This is a genomic window from Niastella caeni (assembly GCF_004834005.1).
Taxonomy (GTDB): Bacteria; Bacteroidota; Bacteroidia; order Chitinophagales; family Chitinophagaceae; genus Niastella; species Niastella caeni.
The window spans coordinates 429,114-447,694 of the sequence record NZ_STFF01000002.1 but is presented as its reverse complement, the minus strand read 5'-3'; the positions used below and the strand labels follow the sequence as shown (position 1 = coordinate 447,694).

The 18,581-nt window shown below is 41.0% G+C and carries 11 protein-coding genes and 1 tRNA gene; 6 read left to right on the top strand and 6 right to left on the bottom strand.

Annotated features, from left to right (window positions below):
* Positions 1-11 precede the first annotated feature (11 nt).
* From FAM09_RS09615 to FAM09_RS09600, 4 genes are all read right to left on the bottom strand, one after another.
* Positions 12-2,864, bottom strand: a complete 2,853-nt coding sequence (locus tag FAM09_RS09615) for a TIM-barrel domain-containing protein (protein WP_136576884.1) — start codon at positions 2,862-2,864, stop codon at positions 12-14.
* 295 nt (positions 2,865-3,159) lie between these two features.
* Positions 3,160-7,269 (bottom strand): hybrid sensor histidine kinase/response regulator transcription factor, encoded by a 4,110-nt coding sequence (locus FAM09_RS09610; protein WP_136576883.1) that lies wholly within the window; start codon positions 7,267-7,269, stop codon positions 3,160-3,162.
* A gap of 175 nt (positions 7,270-7,444) precedes the next feature.
* Positions 7,445-8,251 carry a hypothetical protein gene (locus FAM09_RS09605; RefSeq protein ID WP_136576882.1) on the bottom strand — a complete coding sequence of 269 codons (807 nt, stop codon included), beginning with the start codon at positions 8,249-8,251 and terminating at the stop codon, positions 7,445-7,447.
* A 626-nt stretch (positions 8,252-8,877) separates the two neighbouring features.
* Positions 8,878-8,948: transfer RNA gene (locus FAM09_RS09600), tRNA-Cys, on the bottom strand.
* Positions 8,949-9,027: 79 nt separating this feature from the next.
* Between FAM09_RS09600 and FAM09_RS09595 the strand changes: the two genes are divergently transcribed.
* The 5 genes from FAM09_RS09595 (at position 9,028) to FAM09_RS09575 (ending at position 12,926) form a co-directional block, all read left to right on the top strand.
* Positions 9,028-9,903, top strand: coding sequence for a nucleoside phosphorylase (locus tag FAM09_RS09595; protein ID WP_136576881.1), 876 nt, complete (start codon positions 9,028-9,030; stop codon positions 9,901-9,903).
* Positions 9,904-10,034: 131 nt separating this feature from the next.
* On the top strand, positions 10,035-10,394 hold the full coding sequence (locus FAM09_RS09590) for a four helix bundle protein (protein WP_136576880.1): 360 nt from the start codon (positions 10,035-10,037) through the stop codon (positions 10,392-10,394).
* Positions 10,395-10,445: 51 nt separating this feature from the next.
* Positions 10,446-11,228 carry a diaminopimelate epimerase gene (dapF, locus tag FAM09_RS09585; RefSeq protein WP_136576879.1) on the top strand — a complete coding sequence of 261 codons (783 nt, stop codon included), beginning with the start codon at positions 10,446-10,448 and terminating at the stop codon, positions 11,226-11,228.
* Positions 11,229-11,411: 183 nt separating this feature from the next.
* Positions 11,412-12,350, top strand: a complete 939-nt coding sequence (locus tag FAM09_RS09580) for a magnesium transporter CorA family protein (RefSeq protein WP_136576878.1) — start codon at positions 11,412-11,414, stop codon at positions 12,348-12,350.
* A 114-nt stretch (positions 12,351-12,464) separates the two neighbouring features.
* Positions 12,465-12,926: an NUDIX domain-containing protein gene (locus tag FAM09_RS09575; RefSeq protein WP_136576877.1), complete on the top strand. Its 462-nt coding sequence runs from the start codon at positions 12,465-12,467 to the stop codon at positions 12,924-12,926.
* Positions 12,927-12,945: 19 nt separating this feature from the next.
* On the opposite strand, the gene FAM09_RS09570 is transcribed toward FAM09_RS09575, so the two are convergent.
* Positions 12,946-13,866 (bottom strand): hypothetical protein, encoded by a 921-nt coding sequence (locus FAM09_RS09570; protein ID WP_136576876.1) that lies wholly within the window; start codon positions 13,864-13,866, stop codon positions 12,946-12,948.
* 461 nt (positions 13,867-14,327) lie between these two features.
* On the opposite strand from FAM09_RS09570, the gene FAM09_RS09565 reads away from it, so the two are divergent.
* The gene (locus FAM09_RS09565; RefSeq protein ID WP_136576875.1) at positions 14,328-15,995 is read left to right on the top strand and encodes an ATP-binding cassette domain-containing protein; all 1,668 of its coding nucleotides are present in this window, start codon (positions 14,328-14,330) and stop codon (positions 15,993-15,995) included.
* A gap of 3 nt (positions 15,996-15,998) precedes the next feature.
* Here FAM09_RS09565 and FAM09_RS09560 read toward each other — a convergent pair whose 3' ends face one another.
* Positions 15,999-18,032, bottom strand: coding sequence for an ATP-binding protein (locus FAM09_RS09560; protein WP_136576874.1), 2,034 nt, complete (start codon positions 18,030-18,032; stop codon positions 15,999-16,001).
* Positions 18,033-18,581: the final 549 nt, after the last annotated feature.

The following is an 18,581-nucleotide window of genomic DNA, read 5'->3' as shown; positions in this document are numbered from 1 at the left end:
ATTTAATTTGACTATAATTTCACTTCTGTTTTTTTACCATCATACAATAGCTCTTTGTCATAAGTATTCATATCCAATCGCTTTGTTCTATCCTGTGTGATGAGATTAATTCGAAATGTTCTTTTTTGCAGCATGCCGTTAAACGTGCCTTTCCGGTCGCCAACAGTAACTTTTTTTGTTGCCTCGTTGTATAGTATGGGAATGATGGAAAAGGCGCCTTTTTCGTAATTGTAGTTGATGCCCTCATCTTCATACAGGTTGAATGAAGCATTTGCACCTGCATATATGTTAATAGTGATCGTATCTGCCGGTTTTTCTCCAGTGTATTGCAATTCAGGACCGAAAGGAATGATAGAACCTGCTTTTACAAATACAGGCATTCTTTCATAAGAAGCATCCGCAATAATTTTTTGGCCGCCTGCATACCATTTTCCTGAATAGAGATCATACCATCCGGCACATTCAGGTAAATACAGCGAACGGCTGCGTTGTTTGTATTCATACACAGGATTTATCAGCAGGGATGAACCGAACATATACTGATCACCGATATTCAGCACGGCTGTATCTGCAGAAAAATCCATCACTAAACCCCGCATGATCGTATAATCATTATGATAAGCTGCGCCGGCCAGCGAATAGATATAAGGTAATAACCGGTAACGCAGTTTGTCGTAATAGAGAAAACTTTGATAAGCAGGATGTGCTTCCGTTGCTATATTAAAGATCTCACGGTAAGGGAACTGTCCATGCGAGCGGAACAACGGAACAAATGCGCCAAACTGATACCAGCGGGTATTCAACTCCCGCCACTCGGCTAAACTTTCAGCATCGGGCTTTTCAAATTTTTCAGGCACAACAAATCCGCCAATATCCATCGTCCAGTAAGGCAGTCCCGACAGGGAAAAATTAATACCTGCAGTGATCTGCGTCTTCATATCCCGCCATGTAGAGCCGATATCCCCGCTCCAAATCGCTGCGGCATAGCGCTGCGAGCCGGCAAAACCGGAGCGGGTAAGCAAAAACACCCTTTTATCAGGATCGGTTGAACGTTGCCCTTCATAAATCCCTTTTGCATTTTGCAGGGGATAAGCATTGAGAAACGCTGCTGCGCTTCCCAATGCTGTAGGTGTCATCTGCAACTTTCTCTTTTGGGGATCAACATTGGAAAGAATATCCGGTTCGCTTGCGTCCATCCACCAGGCATCTATTCCTTTGTTGTATATTCTTTTGTTGATAAGATCCCAGAATCCTTTTCGTGCTTTTTCGTTGAAAGCATCATAAAAAGTAGACACATATCCTTCCCCTATCCAATCCCGCTGCCGGTCGGCTATATTTCTTTTATAAAGCCATCCGTTTTTATTGAACTCATTATAAGCTGGTATGCCTTCATAAAATTTCGGCCATACAGAGATCATGATCTGTGTGTTGTATTTTTTATGCAATACATCGATCATGCTGTCGGGAGAAGGAAAACGCGTTTCGTCGAACTCCTGGCTGCCCCATTCCGCCTGCCGCCAGTAGCTCCAGTCTAAAACAATATTATCGATGGGAATTTTCCTGGTGCGGAATTCATTGGCGGTAGCGAGGATCTCATCCTGTGTTTTGTATCGCTCACGGCTTTGCCAGAAACCCAGCGCCCATTTGGGTACAATAGGCGCCTTTCCGGTAAGTTGCCGGTAACCGGAGATCACATCATCTGTATTATTGCCATAGATGAAATAATAATCAATTTGCTGACCCGCTTCGGAAGAAAAACTAAAACAGTTCTGCTCATCATTGCTTAACGGCTGCTGCCATTTTAATGATAGATAGGACTCGCCTCCCTCGGGTGTCCATTCAATTTTGACAGGGACCTTCTCCCCTTTTTTGAAATGGAAAGGAATCAATGCAGGCGCAGGATTCCATGATTTTCTCCAGTGATCGAGCACCAGCTTTCCATTAAGCCATACTTTCAGTGAACCGCCAAAAATGAATCGGAACCGATGAAGCCCGGAAAAATAACTGGCAAGGTTTCCTTCCCAGGTAACCACCCCGGTAGCGGGCATAAACGCTGCGGGAAGTTGAATCTTTGAGTTCCCCCAAAATTCCATATTGATTGTTTCTTCAGCTCTTTCAGTGATTATTTCCTGCGGCTTTTGCTTATCATTGGCATAAGAGGCCGTAAGCCATCCCGGCTCCCCGCTTTTTGAAAAAAGCTGCAATGAAGAAAGCGAATGAAGCGGCCGAACATCACCTGCTTTTGTAAGTGAATAATTATCCCATAGTATTCCGTAATTTTTTCCTGACACGAGGAATGGGATCGCCACCTCTGTATTGTTCTGAAAGAAAGTAACCTGCTGTTCCCTGTAGTTTATGATTCCGTCCTGGTGTTGTCCCAGGCCATACCATGTATCACCAGCTGTTGACTGGAATGTTTGGGTAAGTGCGTAATAGGGTTTGCCTTCAAATACTACCGGTTGAAAAGCTCGTCCAAATGGCTTCTTTTCAGTCAATATTTTTTTACCGTTATAATCCTGAAAAGTAACGGCGCCTGTTTTCAGGTCAACAACTGCGGTTAGCTTTTTTGTTTTAAGTGTGAGGTTATCTTTAGCAGGAATAACATTCCATGAAAGATCAGCACTTTTGGTATAAACTGTAATGAGGCTTTGAGCAGGTGCTATTTCCTTTCCCGGGACCGCAATTACTCTTATTATATTATCTGATATTACTTCGAGCTTAACAGCATTGGAGGTGCCTGTGAAAGCCGGATCGGTGAAAACAACAACTCCGTCTTTGGTTTTAATATACGATGGAGGCGCTGCCAATAAGTCATTAATAGCAAAACCACATAAGTAGCTAACAAATAGCAGGAATCTTTTCATATACAGCAATCTTTGGTCTGACTGATTGCTGTAAAACTATTGCAGGAGGCATGAAAACAGGGGACCCCGATGGTGCAGATTAGGGACCAAAATGGTGCAGCGTATTGATTTGCATTAATTAAGAATTCTGGCTTTAGGGAAATCTTAATTGATATTCTACAGAAGGAGACGCACCATTCAAGGAAACAGTTACTCAGGCCAACGAGGCATGGAAAACAAGGAAATGCTACTGCCACTGACGCAATGACTGCCGAAAGCTTTGTGCTGCCGGCCATTCTCCATAGCGCTCTTAGCTTTAACCATCCTGCCCGTTCTTATTGGCAACATACTGCGAAGGGGTGACCTGAAATTCTTCTTTAAAAGCTTTGGTGAATTTCTTTGGATTAGCGTACCCCACTTCATAGGCTACTTCAGCAACTGACATTCCGCTTTTCACCAATAGCTGGGCAGCCCTTTTTAACCGGATCGAACGAACAAAATCTATTGGCGATTTGCCCGTTAAAGACACAACCTTTCTATACAGGGTAGAACGGTCCATATGCATACCACTACTTAGATCCTCTACTGAAAAACCGGGGTTATCCATGTTTTTTTCTATTACTTCCAATGCCTGTTTCAGGAATTTTTCGTCAACGGAGGTTACCGTTATCTCTGCCGGATTGACCTCTATCTGTTTCTGAAACTTTTTCTGTAACAGTTTTTGCTGCGTTAACAGGTTCCGTATCCGGGAAGCCAGAATATCAAAAGTGAAGGGTTTGGTAATATAGTCATTCACGCCTGCTTTCAATCCCTCCAGCTGTTTTTCTTCACTACCCATGGCAGTAAGCAGAATGACAGGAATATGGGCAGTCACCGTTTCGGTCTTAATTTTCCTGGCCAGCTCAACTCCATCCATTACAGGCATCATGATGTCGCTCACTACCAGATCGGGACTAAGGTGTTTTATTTTTTCCCAACCTTCTTTTCCATTAGTGGCTTCCTCAATATGATATTGCCTTTTCAGATTATCTTTTAAGTAAAAGCGCAGGTCTTCATTATCTTCTACTATTAATATCGTCTTCATCTTACCGGTCCTGGGGCTTTCTTCCAATGTTATTTGTTCCCCGCTTTCTAACTCGGTTGGGTAAGTAGTCGTTTTAGTCAAAGATTCGTAGATCTTTTTTGCAGGAAGCAATACGGTAAAACACGTACCCTTATCCGGTTCGCTTTTTACGGTTATAATGCCGTCATGTAATTTTACAAACTCTTTTGTAATGGCCAGTCCAATGCCCGTGCCCTGGTTCACCATACTTTCCGGTACGTTAGTTTGAAAGAACCGTTCAAAGATCTTTTCGTGCTGATCGGCAGGAATGCCAATACCCGTATCTTTTACTTCAATAGCAAGTGTGCCTTCGCCATCATTGTTTACGGCTGGGTTGTACACCAGGTTGAGCGCTACCATTCCGTTATCAGGGGTGTATTTGTAAGCATTGGAAAGCAGATTGAATAAGATCTTTTCTATTTTATCGCGGTCGAAATAAATTTCGAGCCTGTCAATATTTGAAGAGAAGGAGAATTGAATGCCTTTTTTTTCTGCGATATCCATAAAAGACTGGCTTATGTCTTTACTGAACGATATGATATCGCCTATGGCCGGGTACAGCTTCACTTCCTGCACCTCCATCTTCCTGAAATCGAGCAACTGGTTTACCAGGTTCAATAAGCGTTTGGCATTACGTTGAACAAGATTTAATTGCTTTTTATATTCTTCATCTGGTATTTGTTTAATCATTCTGTCTAATGGAGCAATGATCAAACTCAATGGGGTACGAAACTCATGACTAACATTGGTAAAAAATTTTGTCTTTAGTCGTTCTATAGAATGCGCTCGTTCTGCTTCCCTGCGTTGATGTTGAACCTGAAAGCGCATACGCATCCTTTCTAAGGCTATCCTGCGCCATTGCAGCAACAATGCCGCCACACACAGAGCATAAATAATATAGGCAACAGGAGTTCGCCAAAATGGCGGCTCAATATTTATTTGTAAAGTCTTTACATTACCCCAAAGGCCATCCCTCCCTAAAACTTTTACTTTGAAATTATAATGGCCTGGATTAAGGTTCGTATAAGTAGCCCTTCTCTGATTACCATCGGCATACAACCAATCTGAATTAAAGCCTTCCAGCATATAGGCGTACTTATCGTATGTACCATGACCAAAATCGAGTGACGCAAATTCAATGGAGAATACATTTTCTTTATACTTCAGGTGTATACTTTCCAGAAACGGTAAGGATTGCTGTAGCAGAACACGGTCATTGATCAACTCTCCCGGTTCAATAGTATTATTCAATATCTGGATACCGGTGAAAACAATTTTAGGTTGATTCAGCGGCTTCTGTATTTTATGCAGATCGATTATACTGAAGCCTGAAGGTCCGCCGAAGATCAACTCACCTGCCCTCGTTTTCAGAGCTGCATTATCATTGAATTCACGGTTTTGAACATTGTTCTTTTCGTCATAACGTATGATCGCAAAATCAATATGATTTCCATTCTGTTTGGCAATGGCATTACATAACCCGTTCGGTGTTGACAGCCAAAGCGTTTGATGATCGTCTTCAAGAATATTCAATATCAAATTATCGGGCAAACCATCCGCTGTAGTGACAACCTGAAATTTTTTCGCCTGGTTATTGAACAGGTTCAAACCTTCTCTGGTTCCTACCCAAATGTTTCCCTTGCTGTCTTCCAAAAGACAATTAACATTATTGCTGCTTAAACCGTTTGTATCGTTTGTATGTTGATAAAGAACGGTTGTATCCTTATTCTTTTCAATAACAGCCACCCCGTTATCTGAACCTATCCACAAATTTCCATTCCGGTCCTGCAGGATAGTTGAAATAAAACCGGATGGTAAAGGTGTCCGTTTCTTATCATTGAACGGGTAATGTTTAAACTGGTTTGTGTGTCTCTCAAAAAGATCCAGGCCTCCTCCTAAAGTACCTATCCATAAGTTATGCTCCCTGTCTTCAATGATCTCCCATACGTTATCATTTGCCAGGCTTGAAGGATCTTTATCATCATGCCTGTACTGCCTGAACTCCCTTCCATTGAAACTATTTAGACCACCAAGGAAAGTCCCTATCCAAAGGATATCGTTGTGATCGATGCACAAGCTAACAATCACATTACTACTCAGGCTGTTTGTGTTTTTGGGATCGTTCAGGTATTGTTTGAATGTATTATTCTTCCTGTCGAAATAGATCAATCCACCGCCATTGGTACCAATCCAGATATTCCCCCTTTTATCTTCAACAAAGCGGTTTACATCATCGAATGGAAGGCTCCTGGTATTCGATTCCTGGTGACGATAATGCGGAAATTGTACAACGTTACCATTAAAATAATTTACACCCTGCTTATAAGTCCCGAGCCATATAATGCCGTTGTCATCTTTATACGATGTAGTGATGGTGTTTTGACTCAGGCTCTTCTGATCTTTCGGATCGTTCATCAGATAACTGGTCCTGAAATTATTAGTTTTGTCGATCAGTGTCACTCCACCATGGTCGGTCGATACCCAAATGATACCATTGTTATCCTGCACAATTTGACTTACCAGATGGGAACTCAACTTAGAGGGATAAGAACTTTCATTAAACGCTTTGACTTCGCCATTTTTAGGTCTAAATAGAAAAGCTCCGTAGGTGTAACAAGACACCCACACATCTCCCTCGCTATCTACAAAAAGATTATTAAGATTATCTCCTTTATCCAGGTGGCGGATAGGAAAGCCTGAGAAAATAGTTTTATCAGTGTTTAAATCATACTGCTGCAATAATCCGTTTTGGCACACCAACCATAACTTTCCGTCTTTGGTTTCATTAACCGAAGTAATTTTATCCGAAGAATTTATATTTAATTTCTGCGTGAATGGCTTTGCTGTTTTTTCTGCACCTGAATACAGGTATAGATCGAAATTATCGTACAAAAACCAATATCTGCCGTTATTTCCTTTTACAATATTTTTCATTTGACCGGAAGGCAAACCGAGAGTATGTAAATAACTATAATAATCGGCTATAAATTTTTCTGTTCTCGAACTATATATACAGGCCCCCTTTCTTGTTTCCACCCACATTTTTCCATCGGGAAGCTCATACAACGAGAGAACATAATTGTCGTACAGAGAAGTGCTGTCATTATGTTGGTTACGATATACTTTACAGGAATATCCATCATAGCGGTTGAGGCCCGACATAGTACCGAACCATATAAAACCCGCAGGATCTTTTAGAATAGCATTGACCTGGTTATGTGAAAGCCCTGTATAGGCATCAAGTCTGGAAAAATTATAGCGTTCACTTTGAGCAAAAACAGAAAGCGGTAGAAGCGGCAAAACAATCAATATAAGCAAACGCATCCCAAAGAAATTTAAAGCAGGAAATTATCTAACACTATAACGCCCGGAAATCAGAGGTTCCGGTAAAACCGGGAATCAAATTAGCAAAATTTGAAGGATTTTACATTTTTCTATCAAAATTTTGTCGGGCATCTTGAACCGGCAATTGCTAAAACGTATGGGTTTCAATATGAAATCACTTTACTTTTTTTGCCTTCACCCGTTTTATTTGTTCACTACCGTTCTTACCACGCTCTTTTTCGGCTTGCGCTTTTTCTTCTTCTTTTCTTTTAGTAAGTATCGCCATGTCTTTTTTATCGAAGGAGCCTGCGGCAACGATCTGCATTCCCTCTGCGCGGAAACTTTCAATCGCCTTTTCGTTGCGGCCAAGCTGCTGTTTCAAACATAACAGCCAATGCACAGTGCCGGCCGGCCGGGCAAACAGGAATTCAAATTCAGGCAGGCCCTCCTTTAGATATATCCATTCGCTGTATTGGCGGGCATGGGTGGCAAACCCCTCGCTTTTGTTCCAGCACAACAGGGAAACTTCGTAGGCATAACAATTGATCTTATAATTCCCACAGTATTGGGATGGACGCAAATTTACATCGAGCCTGACAATTATTTCTTTCTTCACGGCATTCACGGTTGCATTAGCCCGTCCCAGTTTATTAAGCGGGTAAGTTGAATTTACTTCCATACCCTCTAATTGCTTCAGCAACAGGAACCGGTTATTCAACGGTTCTTTCCGGAACCGTTTTTGAAGGGCCTGGTAAAAGGTGGATGGTTTTAACGTTCCGCTATAGGCGCCTATGATCCTGTTCAGATCAGCAGCCAGGTTATTCAGCATACCGGTGCGTTTGTACTGCTGCTTTAATGCAGGTTCTTTTTTCTTGGAACCTTTTTGGGGCGCATTACGAAGGAGCTCGCCATGTTTACTATTTACATGCACCTTGTCATCAACTTTTCCGCTGATTTTTAGTATAGAATTTACCCTGGCCATTTTTCCCTTTTTTTAGTATATTGCAATAAGTTATACAATTTATAAAAATTATTGATCTGTTCTCCAGTCAGTGTCCTACCTACACAGGACTATCACCAGCCCCTTACAGGACCTTCACGAGACTTTCACAAGACCTTTACGAGACTTTTACGGGACTTTAACGAGACCTTTACAGGAAGGAAAGCTTAGTATAATGGCTTCTAAAGCTATATTTAATTGCCTTTAACTCCGGTTGAACTATGGGTGAAGGGTAATGGAAAACTAATGTAAGTAGCCTCTGACAGGGCTGTTTTATGGAAAAGACCGGGAGGGTTGAGGGTGCGGTTACCTGGCCTATGTGCTTACACTGAAGGAATATTTCCTGGGTAAAGACTAAACACTGTCTAAGCATTTTCTAAGTATTATCTGGCGCACAAGAGTTCCGGTAGGGTCTCCAGAGCATACCGGTACAATAACCAGGCCATCCCACTACTATATCGTTACTATAACACTACTATATTGTCTCGTTACCATAGCACTACTATAAGGCTGCTCCCATAATCCCATCCGCCAGTTGGTGAACACAGGACCGTGAACATCATCAAAGAAAAAAGACCGTCATTGCTGACAGTCTTTTTCTTTTTTCGAGGTTCCGACCAGATTCGAACTGGTGTAGGAGCTTTTGCAGAGCTCTGCCTAGCCACTCGGCCACAGAACCAGAACCTATTCGTTTCGAACGAGGTGTGCAAAAGTAGGATATTTGTCGGATATTTGAATCAACCTACCAATCCTTTTTTATGCAACGTATCCAGGAATCGGAACTGATAATCAACAAACGGGGAGCCGTTTACCACCTAGACCTGAGGCCTGAAGAACTGGCCGATACCATTATAACCGTTGGCGATCCCGACCGGGTTGCCGCCGTGAGCAAGCATTTCGACCGCATTGAACATAAATGCAATCACCGCGAATTCATCTCCCATACCGGCTATATGGGCAAAAAACGCCTGACCGTTATTTCCACCGGCATCGGGCCCGACAACATCGATATTGTGCTGAATGAACTGGATGCCCTGGTAAATATCGACCTCGCCACCCGTACCATTAAACCGGAACTCACCCCGCTGAACATCATCCGGGTAGGCACTTCCGGCGCCCTGCAGGCCGATATTCCTACCGACAGTTACGTGGTTTCTACCCATGGCCTGGGCATCGATAACCTCCTGAACTTTTACCGGTATGAGGAAAATGATGAAGAAAAGCAATTACTGCAGTCTTTCGTAACCCAAACCCAGCTCAATCACCGCATTTCACAACCTTATATCTGCGGCAGCAGCGCCCATCTTATTAAACATTTTGTCAATAACTTCCACCATGGCATTACGGTCACCTGTCCCGGGTTTTACGGACCGCAAGGCCGCATTTTGCGACTGGGATTAAGCAACCCGCAACTGATCGATCGCCTTACCCAGTTTACTTTCGGCCCCCACCGCATTACCAACTTTGAAATGGAAACCTCCGGCATATATGGGCTGGGCAAACTGCTGGGGCATCATTGCCTTTCCATCAGCGCCATCGTGGCCAACCGGGTTACCAAACAATTTTCAAAAGACAGCCAGGCGGCTATTGAGCAATTGATCAGGAAAACCCTGGATATCATAAGTTCATGGTAAGTAGCGAGTAGCTAGTGGGGGGATACAGCGAGTAGTAAGTAGCGAGTAGCTAGTAGGGGAATACAGAATAAAATGAAGGAATAGCGAATGAGAGGCTTTTTAAACACTATTAACCTTCAAACGTTATTCTTATGCTGGACCTATCGCACAAAAAGCTGGAAGTTTATAAAATTGCTTTAAAACTTGTTAATGAAATATACTACGTATCTAAATGCTTCCCAAAAGAAGAACAATATGTTATAATAAGTCAAATACGCAGGGCGGCTATCTCAGTTTGTAGTAATATTGCAGAAGGAGCAGCCAGAAGATCAAAACCGGAGAAAAAAAGATTTTATGAAGTGTCAAGGAGTTCGGCAGTTGAAATAGACACCCAATTTGAGATCGCTTTAAGCCTTGGATTCGTACAAAATGAGCAAATTCAGGCCATTAAGCAATACCTCGAATCAGTATTCAGGATCCTTTGTAAAATGATAGATAATTTAGATAAATAACCTGGTGGCTTGGCCTACTAGCCACTAGCCACTAGCCACTTACCACTAGCTATGGATATAATATTTCACAAATACCAGGGAACAGGAAACGACTTTGTTATTTTAGACAACCGCGACGAACGTTACAATGGATTGACCACAGAACAGGTTCGCTTTTTATGCAACCGCCGTTTTGGAATTGGCGCCGACGGATTGATGTTACTGAACAACGCCAATGGCTACGACTTTGAAATGAAATACTACAATGCCGATGGTCGCGAAAGCACCATGTGCGGCAATGGTGGTCGCTGCCTGGTTAAATTTGCCTACAATATCGGTTTGAAGAAAGATAAATACCTCTTTATTGCTACGGATGGTGCGCATGAGGCAGAAATTGACGATGACGGCACTGTAAGCCTTAAAATGAAAGATGTGGATGACGTGAAAGATTATCACAGCGATTTTATTGTAGATACCGGTTCGCCCCACTACATTAAACTCACGTCTGATGTGTGGAATTTTGATGTATACAAAAAAGGGAAAGACATCCGCAACAGCAATACATTCGCAAAAGAAGGCATCAATGTAAATTTTGTGGAGCAGAAAAATAACGATGAAATAATAGTGCGTACCTACGAACGCGGGGTGGAAGATGAAACCCTCTCCTGCGGCACCGGCGTTACCGCCAGCGCCCTGGTATGCTACCATAACGAACGGGGTTTCAATGATGTAACCGTTCAAACAAAAGGCGGAAAATTAACCGTTGAATTTGACCGCACCGGCGACAATACCTTCCGGAATATATGGTTGTGCGGACCCGCAGAAAAGGTATTTGAAGGCTCGGTGAGTTTATAGTTTATGGCTTGAAGTTGTCTGGATGCTGCAGGCTAAGCACATTTCGGCAGTAATCTATTTGCAGTTTTAACCCATAAATCAACCGGTTGTATGCTTATTGGCTGCTAAATTAAGCACACAACGATAAACAATAAACCAAAAACCATAAACATATCAAAATGCGGCCTTACCTTTGCGCCGCCTATGATCCAGTACTTCAAAAATATTAATTATCAAACCATAGCGATTGATAAGCCTGAAAATGGCTCCTGGGTGAACATTTTGCCTCCCCTTAAACAGGAAGAGTTCTCTGAATTATCGAACGCACTCGATATTCCGCTCGACTTCCTGACCGACTCGCTCGATATTGATGAAAGGACCCGTTTTGAAGAAGCTGATAATGTTAAGCTGGTCGTAATTAAAACACCTACAGAAAACAACTCCTTTAACGAAAGCGACGCCTACTATATCACCATCCCGATCTGTATCATTATTACCCACAACCAGATCGTTACGGTAAACTCTTTCGAAAACGGCGCTATCAAGAAATTCCTGAACACCTTTCAAAACCGGCACCCCGATAACCGGAAAATGATGGTGCTGAAGATCATTGAAAAGATCATTCAAACCTACCTGGAATCCCTGAAAGAGATCAATCAACGCAGAAATATATTTGAACAAAAACTGTATGCCGCCAGCAAGAACGAACATTTGCTGCAGTTGATGCGCATCCAGAAAAGCCTGGTGTATTTTGTTACGGCCTTACGCTCGAATGAAATGCTGTTGATGAAAATAGAACGCACCAATTTCCTGGCGTTGAACGAAGAAGAGAAAGAATTTTTGAATGACCTCATCGTTGACAACTCACAGGCGTTGGAAATGGCGAATATTTACACCAACATCTTAAGCAGTACGCTCGATGCATTTGCGAGCATCATTGCCAATAACCAGAACGAAGTGTTAAGGCGGTTATCTGTGATCACGATTGTATTATCGTTTCCCGTACTGGTGGCCAGTATTTATGGTATGAATGTGCCTATTCCCTATGCCAAATCGCCCTTTGCGTTCTACATCCCGGTATTTTTATCGCTCATCATTTCACTGGTGATCGGCTGGTTCTTTTTGAAGAAGAAGATCTTTTAAAGAAGCGACAAGGTATAGAGGCATAAAGGCAACGAGGGAAAAGAAATGCGTGAACCCCGAACTTAAGAACCACAAACAATAAACTACAAACCACAAACTGGTAATTAAGTAAATATGATTAGCGTTCGAGTGTACGGCCTTCTGGTAAACGAAAACAAACAGGTTTTAGTGAGTGATGAATTTATTCGCGGTAATTATTATACGAAATTTCCCGGCGGCGGTCTCGAATTTGGCGAAGGCACCCGCGATTGTTTAAAGAGAGAATTCAAAGAAGAAATGGACCTGAACGTAGAAGTAGGCGATCATATATATACCACCGATTATTTTCAGATGAGCGCGTTCAATCCGGCCGATCAAATTCTGTCAATATACTACTACGCGCACGCTTTGGAACCTATAAAAGTTCCCTTACGTCAAATGCCATTCGACTTCGACGAACAACAGCTGGCTGTTTATAAAGAAAGAAGCGAAACAGAAACATTTCGCTTCATTGACTGGAATGATTTTTCAGCAGCATCTGTTTCACTACCTATTGATAAAATAGTTGCTGACATGCTGAAAAACCATGTAAAGTAAGGTTGGGTCACTACAAGCATTAAAACAAATACGGTAACCGCAAAGCAGGTAATAATCCGGCGAAATAGGAATCTATCTTCTTTATTTTCTGGTTAGAAGATCGCTTCATCTTCTTTACAAAACGAACCGGCAAGGTCGCCTTCACCCCTTCTTTATCATAAATGTAAATGAAGCCGCCGGCTTTCATGCCAAACACATACCCCATTCCCTCCCCTACTGCTTCCTGGTCTTGCCTGGAAGGGCCCTGCACATAACTGATCAATTGCACCTGGTTGCTTTGCGAAAAGGTTACCCGGTTGGGATTGCGCGCATCTGCTCTATCATCGGATTGTTGCTGCTCCAGATCTCCATCAGGATGACTATGATAATATACCAGCGCTTTCTCTTTGATGAGCAATGCAGCTCCGGAAAACCACCGCGGATCTGAAGGATCACCTGTGATACAGGTTACAGTCCCATCTGGAAATACCACACCGCCATGCTCTTCATTTCCGTCTGGCCCACTCGCTGTACACCGCGACTTAATGTTATCATACATTTGCCGGATAATTCGTTTATCCAGCACAGGTATTATATTCGCCATCACCAATGAATCGTTAACAGCGCCATTACGCAACCGCCGCGCTACTTTTCTTGCCGCAGGGCGCGAAATGGCTATTACGGTAGCAGGATTATAATCAGCACTCACTTGTATAGTTGAATCATCCAGCGGAACATCGTGAAAGATCTGGTTGAATGATTTCCTGGTCTTTATAATATAACTGGCTGGTTGGGTCGCCTGTACATGCCGGTACAATAATTTACCACGTTCATTATAATAGTAAGCAGTATCGTGTTGATTGCAATATGCAAAAACGATATCTGGATATAGGATCGAAAAAGAGAGTAAACAGAAAATAATGGGCTTGCCGGGGATAATGAAAGAAAGATACTTTTTCATAATGATAAGGTTTACAATGAAAAAATAAATACTATGCATACCACTCATTATTCGAGTGTAATCAATGAAGGGTATGTATGAAAAAAAAGTAACTCCTGGTAGTGCGGCAAATCCTGGCTAAGCTAACGGTTGTGCAGTTGTATAAATAACGGGCTGCAATATTATGTTGTCTAAACTGTTCAACCAAATTTACAGCTTACAGAAAACACTTATGTGAAATAAAGCTTTCTTCATTTATTTATAAGGATTCGTTAACCATTTCATAACTAACAAGATTAGTACAAACAGGCAGCACCGTTAGTAATTAACAAAATATTTATTCTTTATTGCTATCATAATCACTTTAATAGAAAAGAATAATGACTTCTCCCCTGGCAACCCACTGCCCCATTCCTGCGTAGTAAGTAATTGATTGTGACAAATTCCCGTATTTTAACCTTTTTTAAAACAGCACCGTATACGTGATAGCAATTCTTACAAAAACGTTGGCCATTTTATCGGGCAGGGAGAAAAAACAGTGGGCCTGGCTCACCGCCTTCTCTTTACTGATCAGCATTGCCGATATTGGTTCCCTGGCCCTATTGCTTTACATCATACACTTTTATACCCAAACGGTTGATCCCACTACTGCCATCTCACCCATATTGGGAGAACCGATGGCGCAGTGGTTATTCAATCGTTCGTCTCTTGTTCTTATCACGTTGTTTTTTATAGTGTTCGCTTTGAAGAACCTGGCGGCTTATCTTATTCATGCACGGCAGATCAAATTTGTACACCAGGTAGCTTCCCGCATTTCGCGCAATAATATGCTGCAATACCTGGAAGGAAATTATGCCGATTATATTCATACCGACTCATCGGTATTCTCCCGCAGGATCAGCCTGCAACCTTTAGAGTTTTGTCAGCATGTACTGACGCCTATGCAACAGGTATTTACAGAAGTAGTGTTGATCATATTGACCATTATCGCCATACTCGTATTCAATGCTCAACTGTTCTTGTTATTATTGATCATTTTGTTACCACCGGTTATTTTAGCCGGATGGTTTACCAGAAGAAAATTGCACACGGCCCGCAACTATATTAAAAGCAGCAGTATCACTATGTGGCAAAACCTGCAGGAATCCATCGCCGGTTTTGTGGAAAGCAATATGTATGATAAGAATGATTTTTTTACCGAACGGTATGCCACTGCACAACAAACGCACAATAAACATCTATCGAGCCTGCAATCAATTCAGGCATTACCTGCGCGACTCGCAGAAGTATTTGCCGTGTTTGGTTTACTGGTGCTGATCGCTATCAGCAATGGTCAATATGCCACGCAGATCGTTACACTCGGCGCTTTTATGGCTGCTGCGTATAAGATCATTCCTGGTATTGCCCGCATTTTGAACAGCACCGGACAGATCCGCACCTATTCATTTACTATTCATGAACTGGTGCAACAAGGCAAAACAGTTGAACCACAACCAACGAACAACACAGCACCCATTCATTCCATAACGCTTGAACAGGTTGGTTTTACTTATGATCATACACCGGTATTGAAAAATTTTTCCTGTCAACTGCAACCCGGAGATTTTATTGGAATAGATGGTCATTCGGGTAAAGGCAAAACCACTTTATTAAATATTTTATTGGGATTTATAACACCGCAAACAGGTGAGGTGTGCATCAATCACCAACCTACCACCAGCCAGCAGCGGAAACAATACTGGGATCAAATAGCTTATGTAAAGCAGCAGCCTTTCTTTATTAACGAGACCCTGCTGGCGAACATTACCCTCAACGACACATCATACAACATGCAACGCCTGCAAAAAGCGCTTGACATCGCCGGTATTTCTGAATGGTTACCGGCTTTACCAGCCGGGCTCAATACCCGGCTTACGGAACATGGGAAGAATATCAGCGGCGGTCAGCGGCAACGCATTGCATTGGCGCGGGCATTGTATAAAGAAGCCAACCTGATCATTTTGGATGAACCCTTTAGTGAGCTGGATGAAAAGGCCGAGGAAATATTATTTCATCATTTGCAACAACTGGTGGCTGCCGGTAAAATCGTTATACTGATCACCCACAGTAAAAAAAGTATACAGGTATGTAATAAGATAATTTCGCTGTAGGGATTAAACAGCAAAAAGTTTATCAAAAAAAGGAGTGTGCCTTTTCTCAACAGCTTCAATCAATTGATAAAACCGTAAAACCTCAATATGCAAGTTTAATTCTGGATATATCTTATAAAATGATCCAAATGGTGTTTTCCTATACCCTTTTCCTTCATTATAAGCTTCTAATCTTTCAGGAATTGCATCAACAATAACAAAACCAAATTTTGGCGTTTCTTTTCTTACCATTACATGGCTTCCTCTATAATTTTTCTTATTATCACCATAAAGGAACTCATCAAAATATTTTTCAATTAAATGTGAGTATTCCCATCGATAATCTGATTTATTCTTTTGGTGGGCAATTTCGCCCGGACGTTTAAACTCAAAAATAACCATAGAAGAAATTTCGCCAGAAAGTTCAGGGGCGAAACAAATTGGATTATTAAACATGGGAGGGGAATCAGCTAACAACAAGTCAGGCTCTTTTCTGCTTTTATTCTCTGAAAAAGCCGTGATGGGCATGTCCGATGCGATAAACGTATAGGTTGCAAACCTTTCATCTAACAACCATAAATTATGTGATTCATAATTTATTTCTCTGCCTGTAACACCACGAGGAAAAATCAGGTTGTGAATATCTTCTTCAAGCCTGTATTTCCCATGTTGATCTGCTTCTAAAAACCGCTTAAACAAATCTATTATAGCTTTACGCTGGATCATGTATTCTGATAAACTATCTGAATCGTAAGCCGCCTTTTCGATCAACTCATTCTTTATTATCTCTATACTGTCTTTATTAATTTCACTCTTATCTATAAATCCTTGAATTTTCTGATCAATTTTTCTCTTTTCATTAAAAGCGATTTTGTAAAGAGCCTCTTCTTTTTTGTCATCTGGTAAATTGGGTGGGATGCTATTTAAAAAATCTTCTCTATTCAAAAACCTCCTGTATCTGGGTGCATTTATCTGAATATAGTTCTTTAACTCTTTAATATTCCTATCTTGGGTTGCCTTCACGAATTCATCATACTCAGAAACAAGCAATTTGGCAATATTCTCTTCTATTTGATCAAAAGAGATCAAGCCATCGTTATTTAAAAAACCATTTTCGTTCTCCTGCGGTATAGAAAATCCATTTCGGGAATTATAAACCTTTTTATTCAAGTATTCAGAAACAACGTAAACATCCAAATAATAAGGCCGGCCGTTATCTATAATAGGATAACTGAAGATGCTATTTACTTTTGATATATTTTTTCCAATTCCAACTACTCGGGAATTAGCACAATAGTGTATATAATGATTTTTCCTATTGTGGACCTTTGCTGTTTTAATTATATAACAATCAAATATGTTTTTACCAATAGAGAATTGTCGCTCTCTTTCTTTTGAAACTTGTTGATAAAGGTCATTGACAATTGTTGATTCTTCGCTTTCAATTTCAATAATTTTGATAATTGGCAAATCATTACATAAAAAATAAATAAGACAATGTTCCATAATAGATTCTGCAATCTCATTTATGGATAAAGCCGTATAATCTTTTATTGACTGGTTATGGCATCCTGCTAACTGAACAGTTGTTTGTCTCATAGGCTCATCTGAATCCTGCTCTTTTAAAACCGTCACTTCATTAATTGGATCCAACATTAATTCGCGAAACCGCCATTTGTTTTTTTGCTTATAATTACTTGTAATTCTAATTTCATTAAATGCAGCTAAAATCGTAAACCTGCCTATACCTTTACAACCAAAATCCTTCTTATTCTTATGCGTATAGGCTGTTCTATACGATTTTAAATTCTCATCTGTAAACCCTTCGCCGTTGTCAATAACCTTTATTGAACTAATAGTCTTGTTTCCAGAAAAATTTAGGACACTTGAACTTTCACCACGATAAATTTGTATTGTTATCATTCGGTCCTGCCTCATCATATCCTTTGTTTGCTTGAGGCTGATTATTGCATTAACAATAGTCTCAAAAAGAGGAAGCAAAGCATCACTGGGTTTTAAATCTATTTCGCTCACAATATTTTGAACTGGCAAGTCCATAGCTTAATGATTTAAATGGTAGTTTAAACTGTCGACCTGATTTTTCAATCTATACTTTTATTGGGAAAAATTTATTCTTTTCTTAATGAAGTAAATAACTAAAGATACTAAAAAACATAGAATAAAAATACTACAAAATTTAGCTCAAAGCAAAGATAAGTATTTCTTCAGGAGAATGTTTCTTGATTTCCATCAATTTAAGCAGTTTGTTTCCCCTTTTCCAACCCTTTCTACCGGTTTAACGTATATAGGAGGAAACCAAAAATCTACACTCAAAAATCCGAACCTCAAGATTAAAACTCTAAACGAATGATTACAATTCAAATTCCTTAAACACCATCAGGTACCGGCAGCAACCCTGCAGGTAATTTAACCGTACCAGCTATGGTGCCAGGCTGGTGATATATAAGCCATTCGGGTTTACACCAGCTAACCATTTGCAACTGTTATTTAACAAACAAAACATTTCTCTATTGTGCAATTACCTGCCAACCGAAAATTGGACAAGTACATTGGCTACTGCCTGATTGTAATATTATTACCCGTCAC

Excerpts from the sequence above, each read along its gene's own strand:
- FAM09_RS09615 (WP_136576884.1), bottom strand. The coding sequence starts at position 2,864 with ATGAAAAGATTCCTGCTATTTGTTAGCTACTTATGTGGTTTTGCTATT.
- FAM09_RS09610 (WP_136576883.1), bottom strand. The coding sequence starts at position 7,269 with ATGCGTTTGCTTATATTGATTGTTTTGCCGCTTCTACCGCTTTCTGTT.
- FAM09_RS09595 (WP_136576881.1), top strand. The coding sequence starts at position 9,028 with ATGCAACGTATCCAGGAATCGGAACTGATAATCAACAAACGGGGAGCC.
- FAM09_RS09575 (WP_136576877.1), top strand. The coding sequence starts at position 12,465 with ATGATTAGCGTTCGAGTGTACGGCCTTCTGGTAAACGAAAACAAACAG.
- FAM09_RS09605 (WP_136576882.1), bottom strand. The coding sequence starts at position 8,251 with ATGGCCAGGGTAAATTCTATACTAAAAATCAGCGGAAAAGTTGATGAC.
- dapF (WP_136576879.1), top strand. The coding sequence starts at position 10,446 with ATGGATATAATATTTCACAAATACCAGGGAACAGGAAACGACTTTGTT.
- FAM09_RS09590 (WP_136576880.1), top strand. The coding sequence starts at position 10,035 with ATGCTGGACCTATCGCACAAAAAGCTGGAAGTTTATAAAATTGCTTTA.
- FAM09_RS09560 (WP_136576874.1), bottom strand. The coding sequence starts at position 18,032 with ATGGACTTGCCAGTTCAAAATATTGTGAGCGAAATAGATTTAAAACCC.
- FAM09_RS09570 (WP_136576876.1), bottom strand. The coding sequence starts at position 13,866 with ATGAAAAAGTATCTTTCTTTCATTATCCCCGGCAAGCCCATTATTTTC.
- FAM09_RS09580 (WP_136576878.1), top strand. The coding sequence starts at position 11,412 with ATGATCCAGTACTTCAAAAATATTAATTATCAAACCATAGCGATTGAT.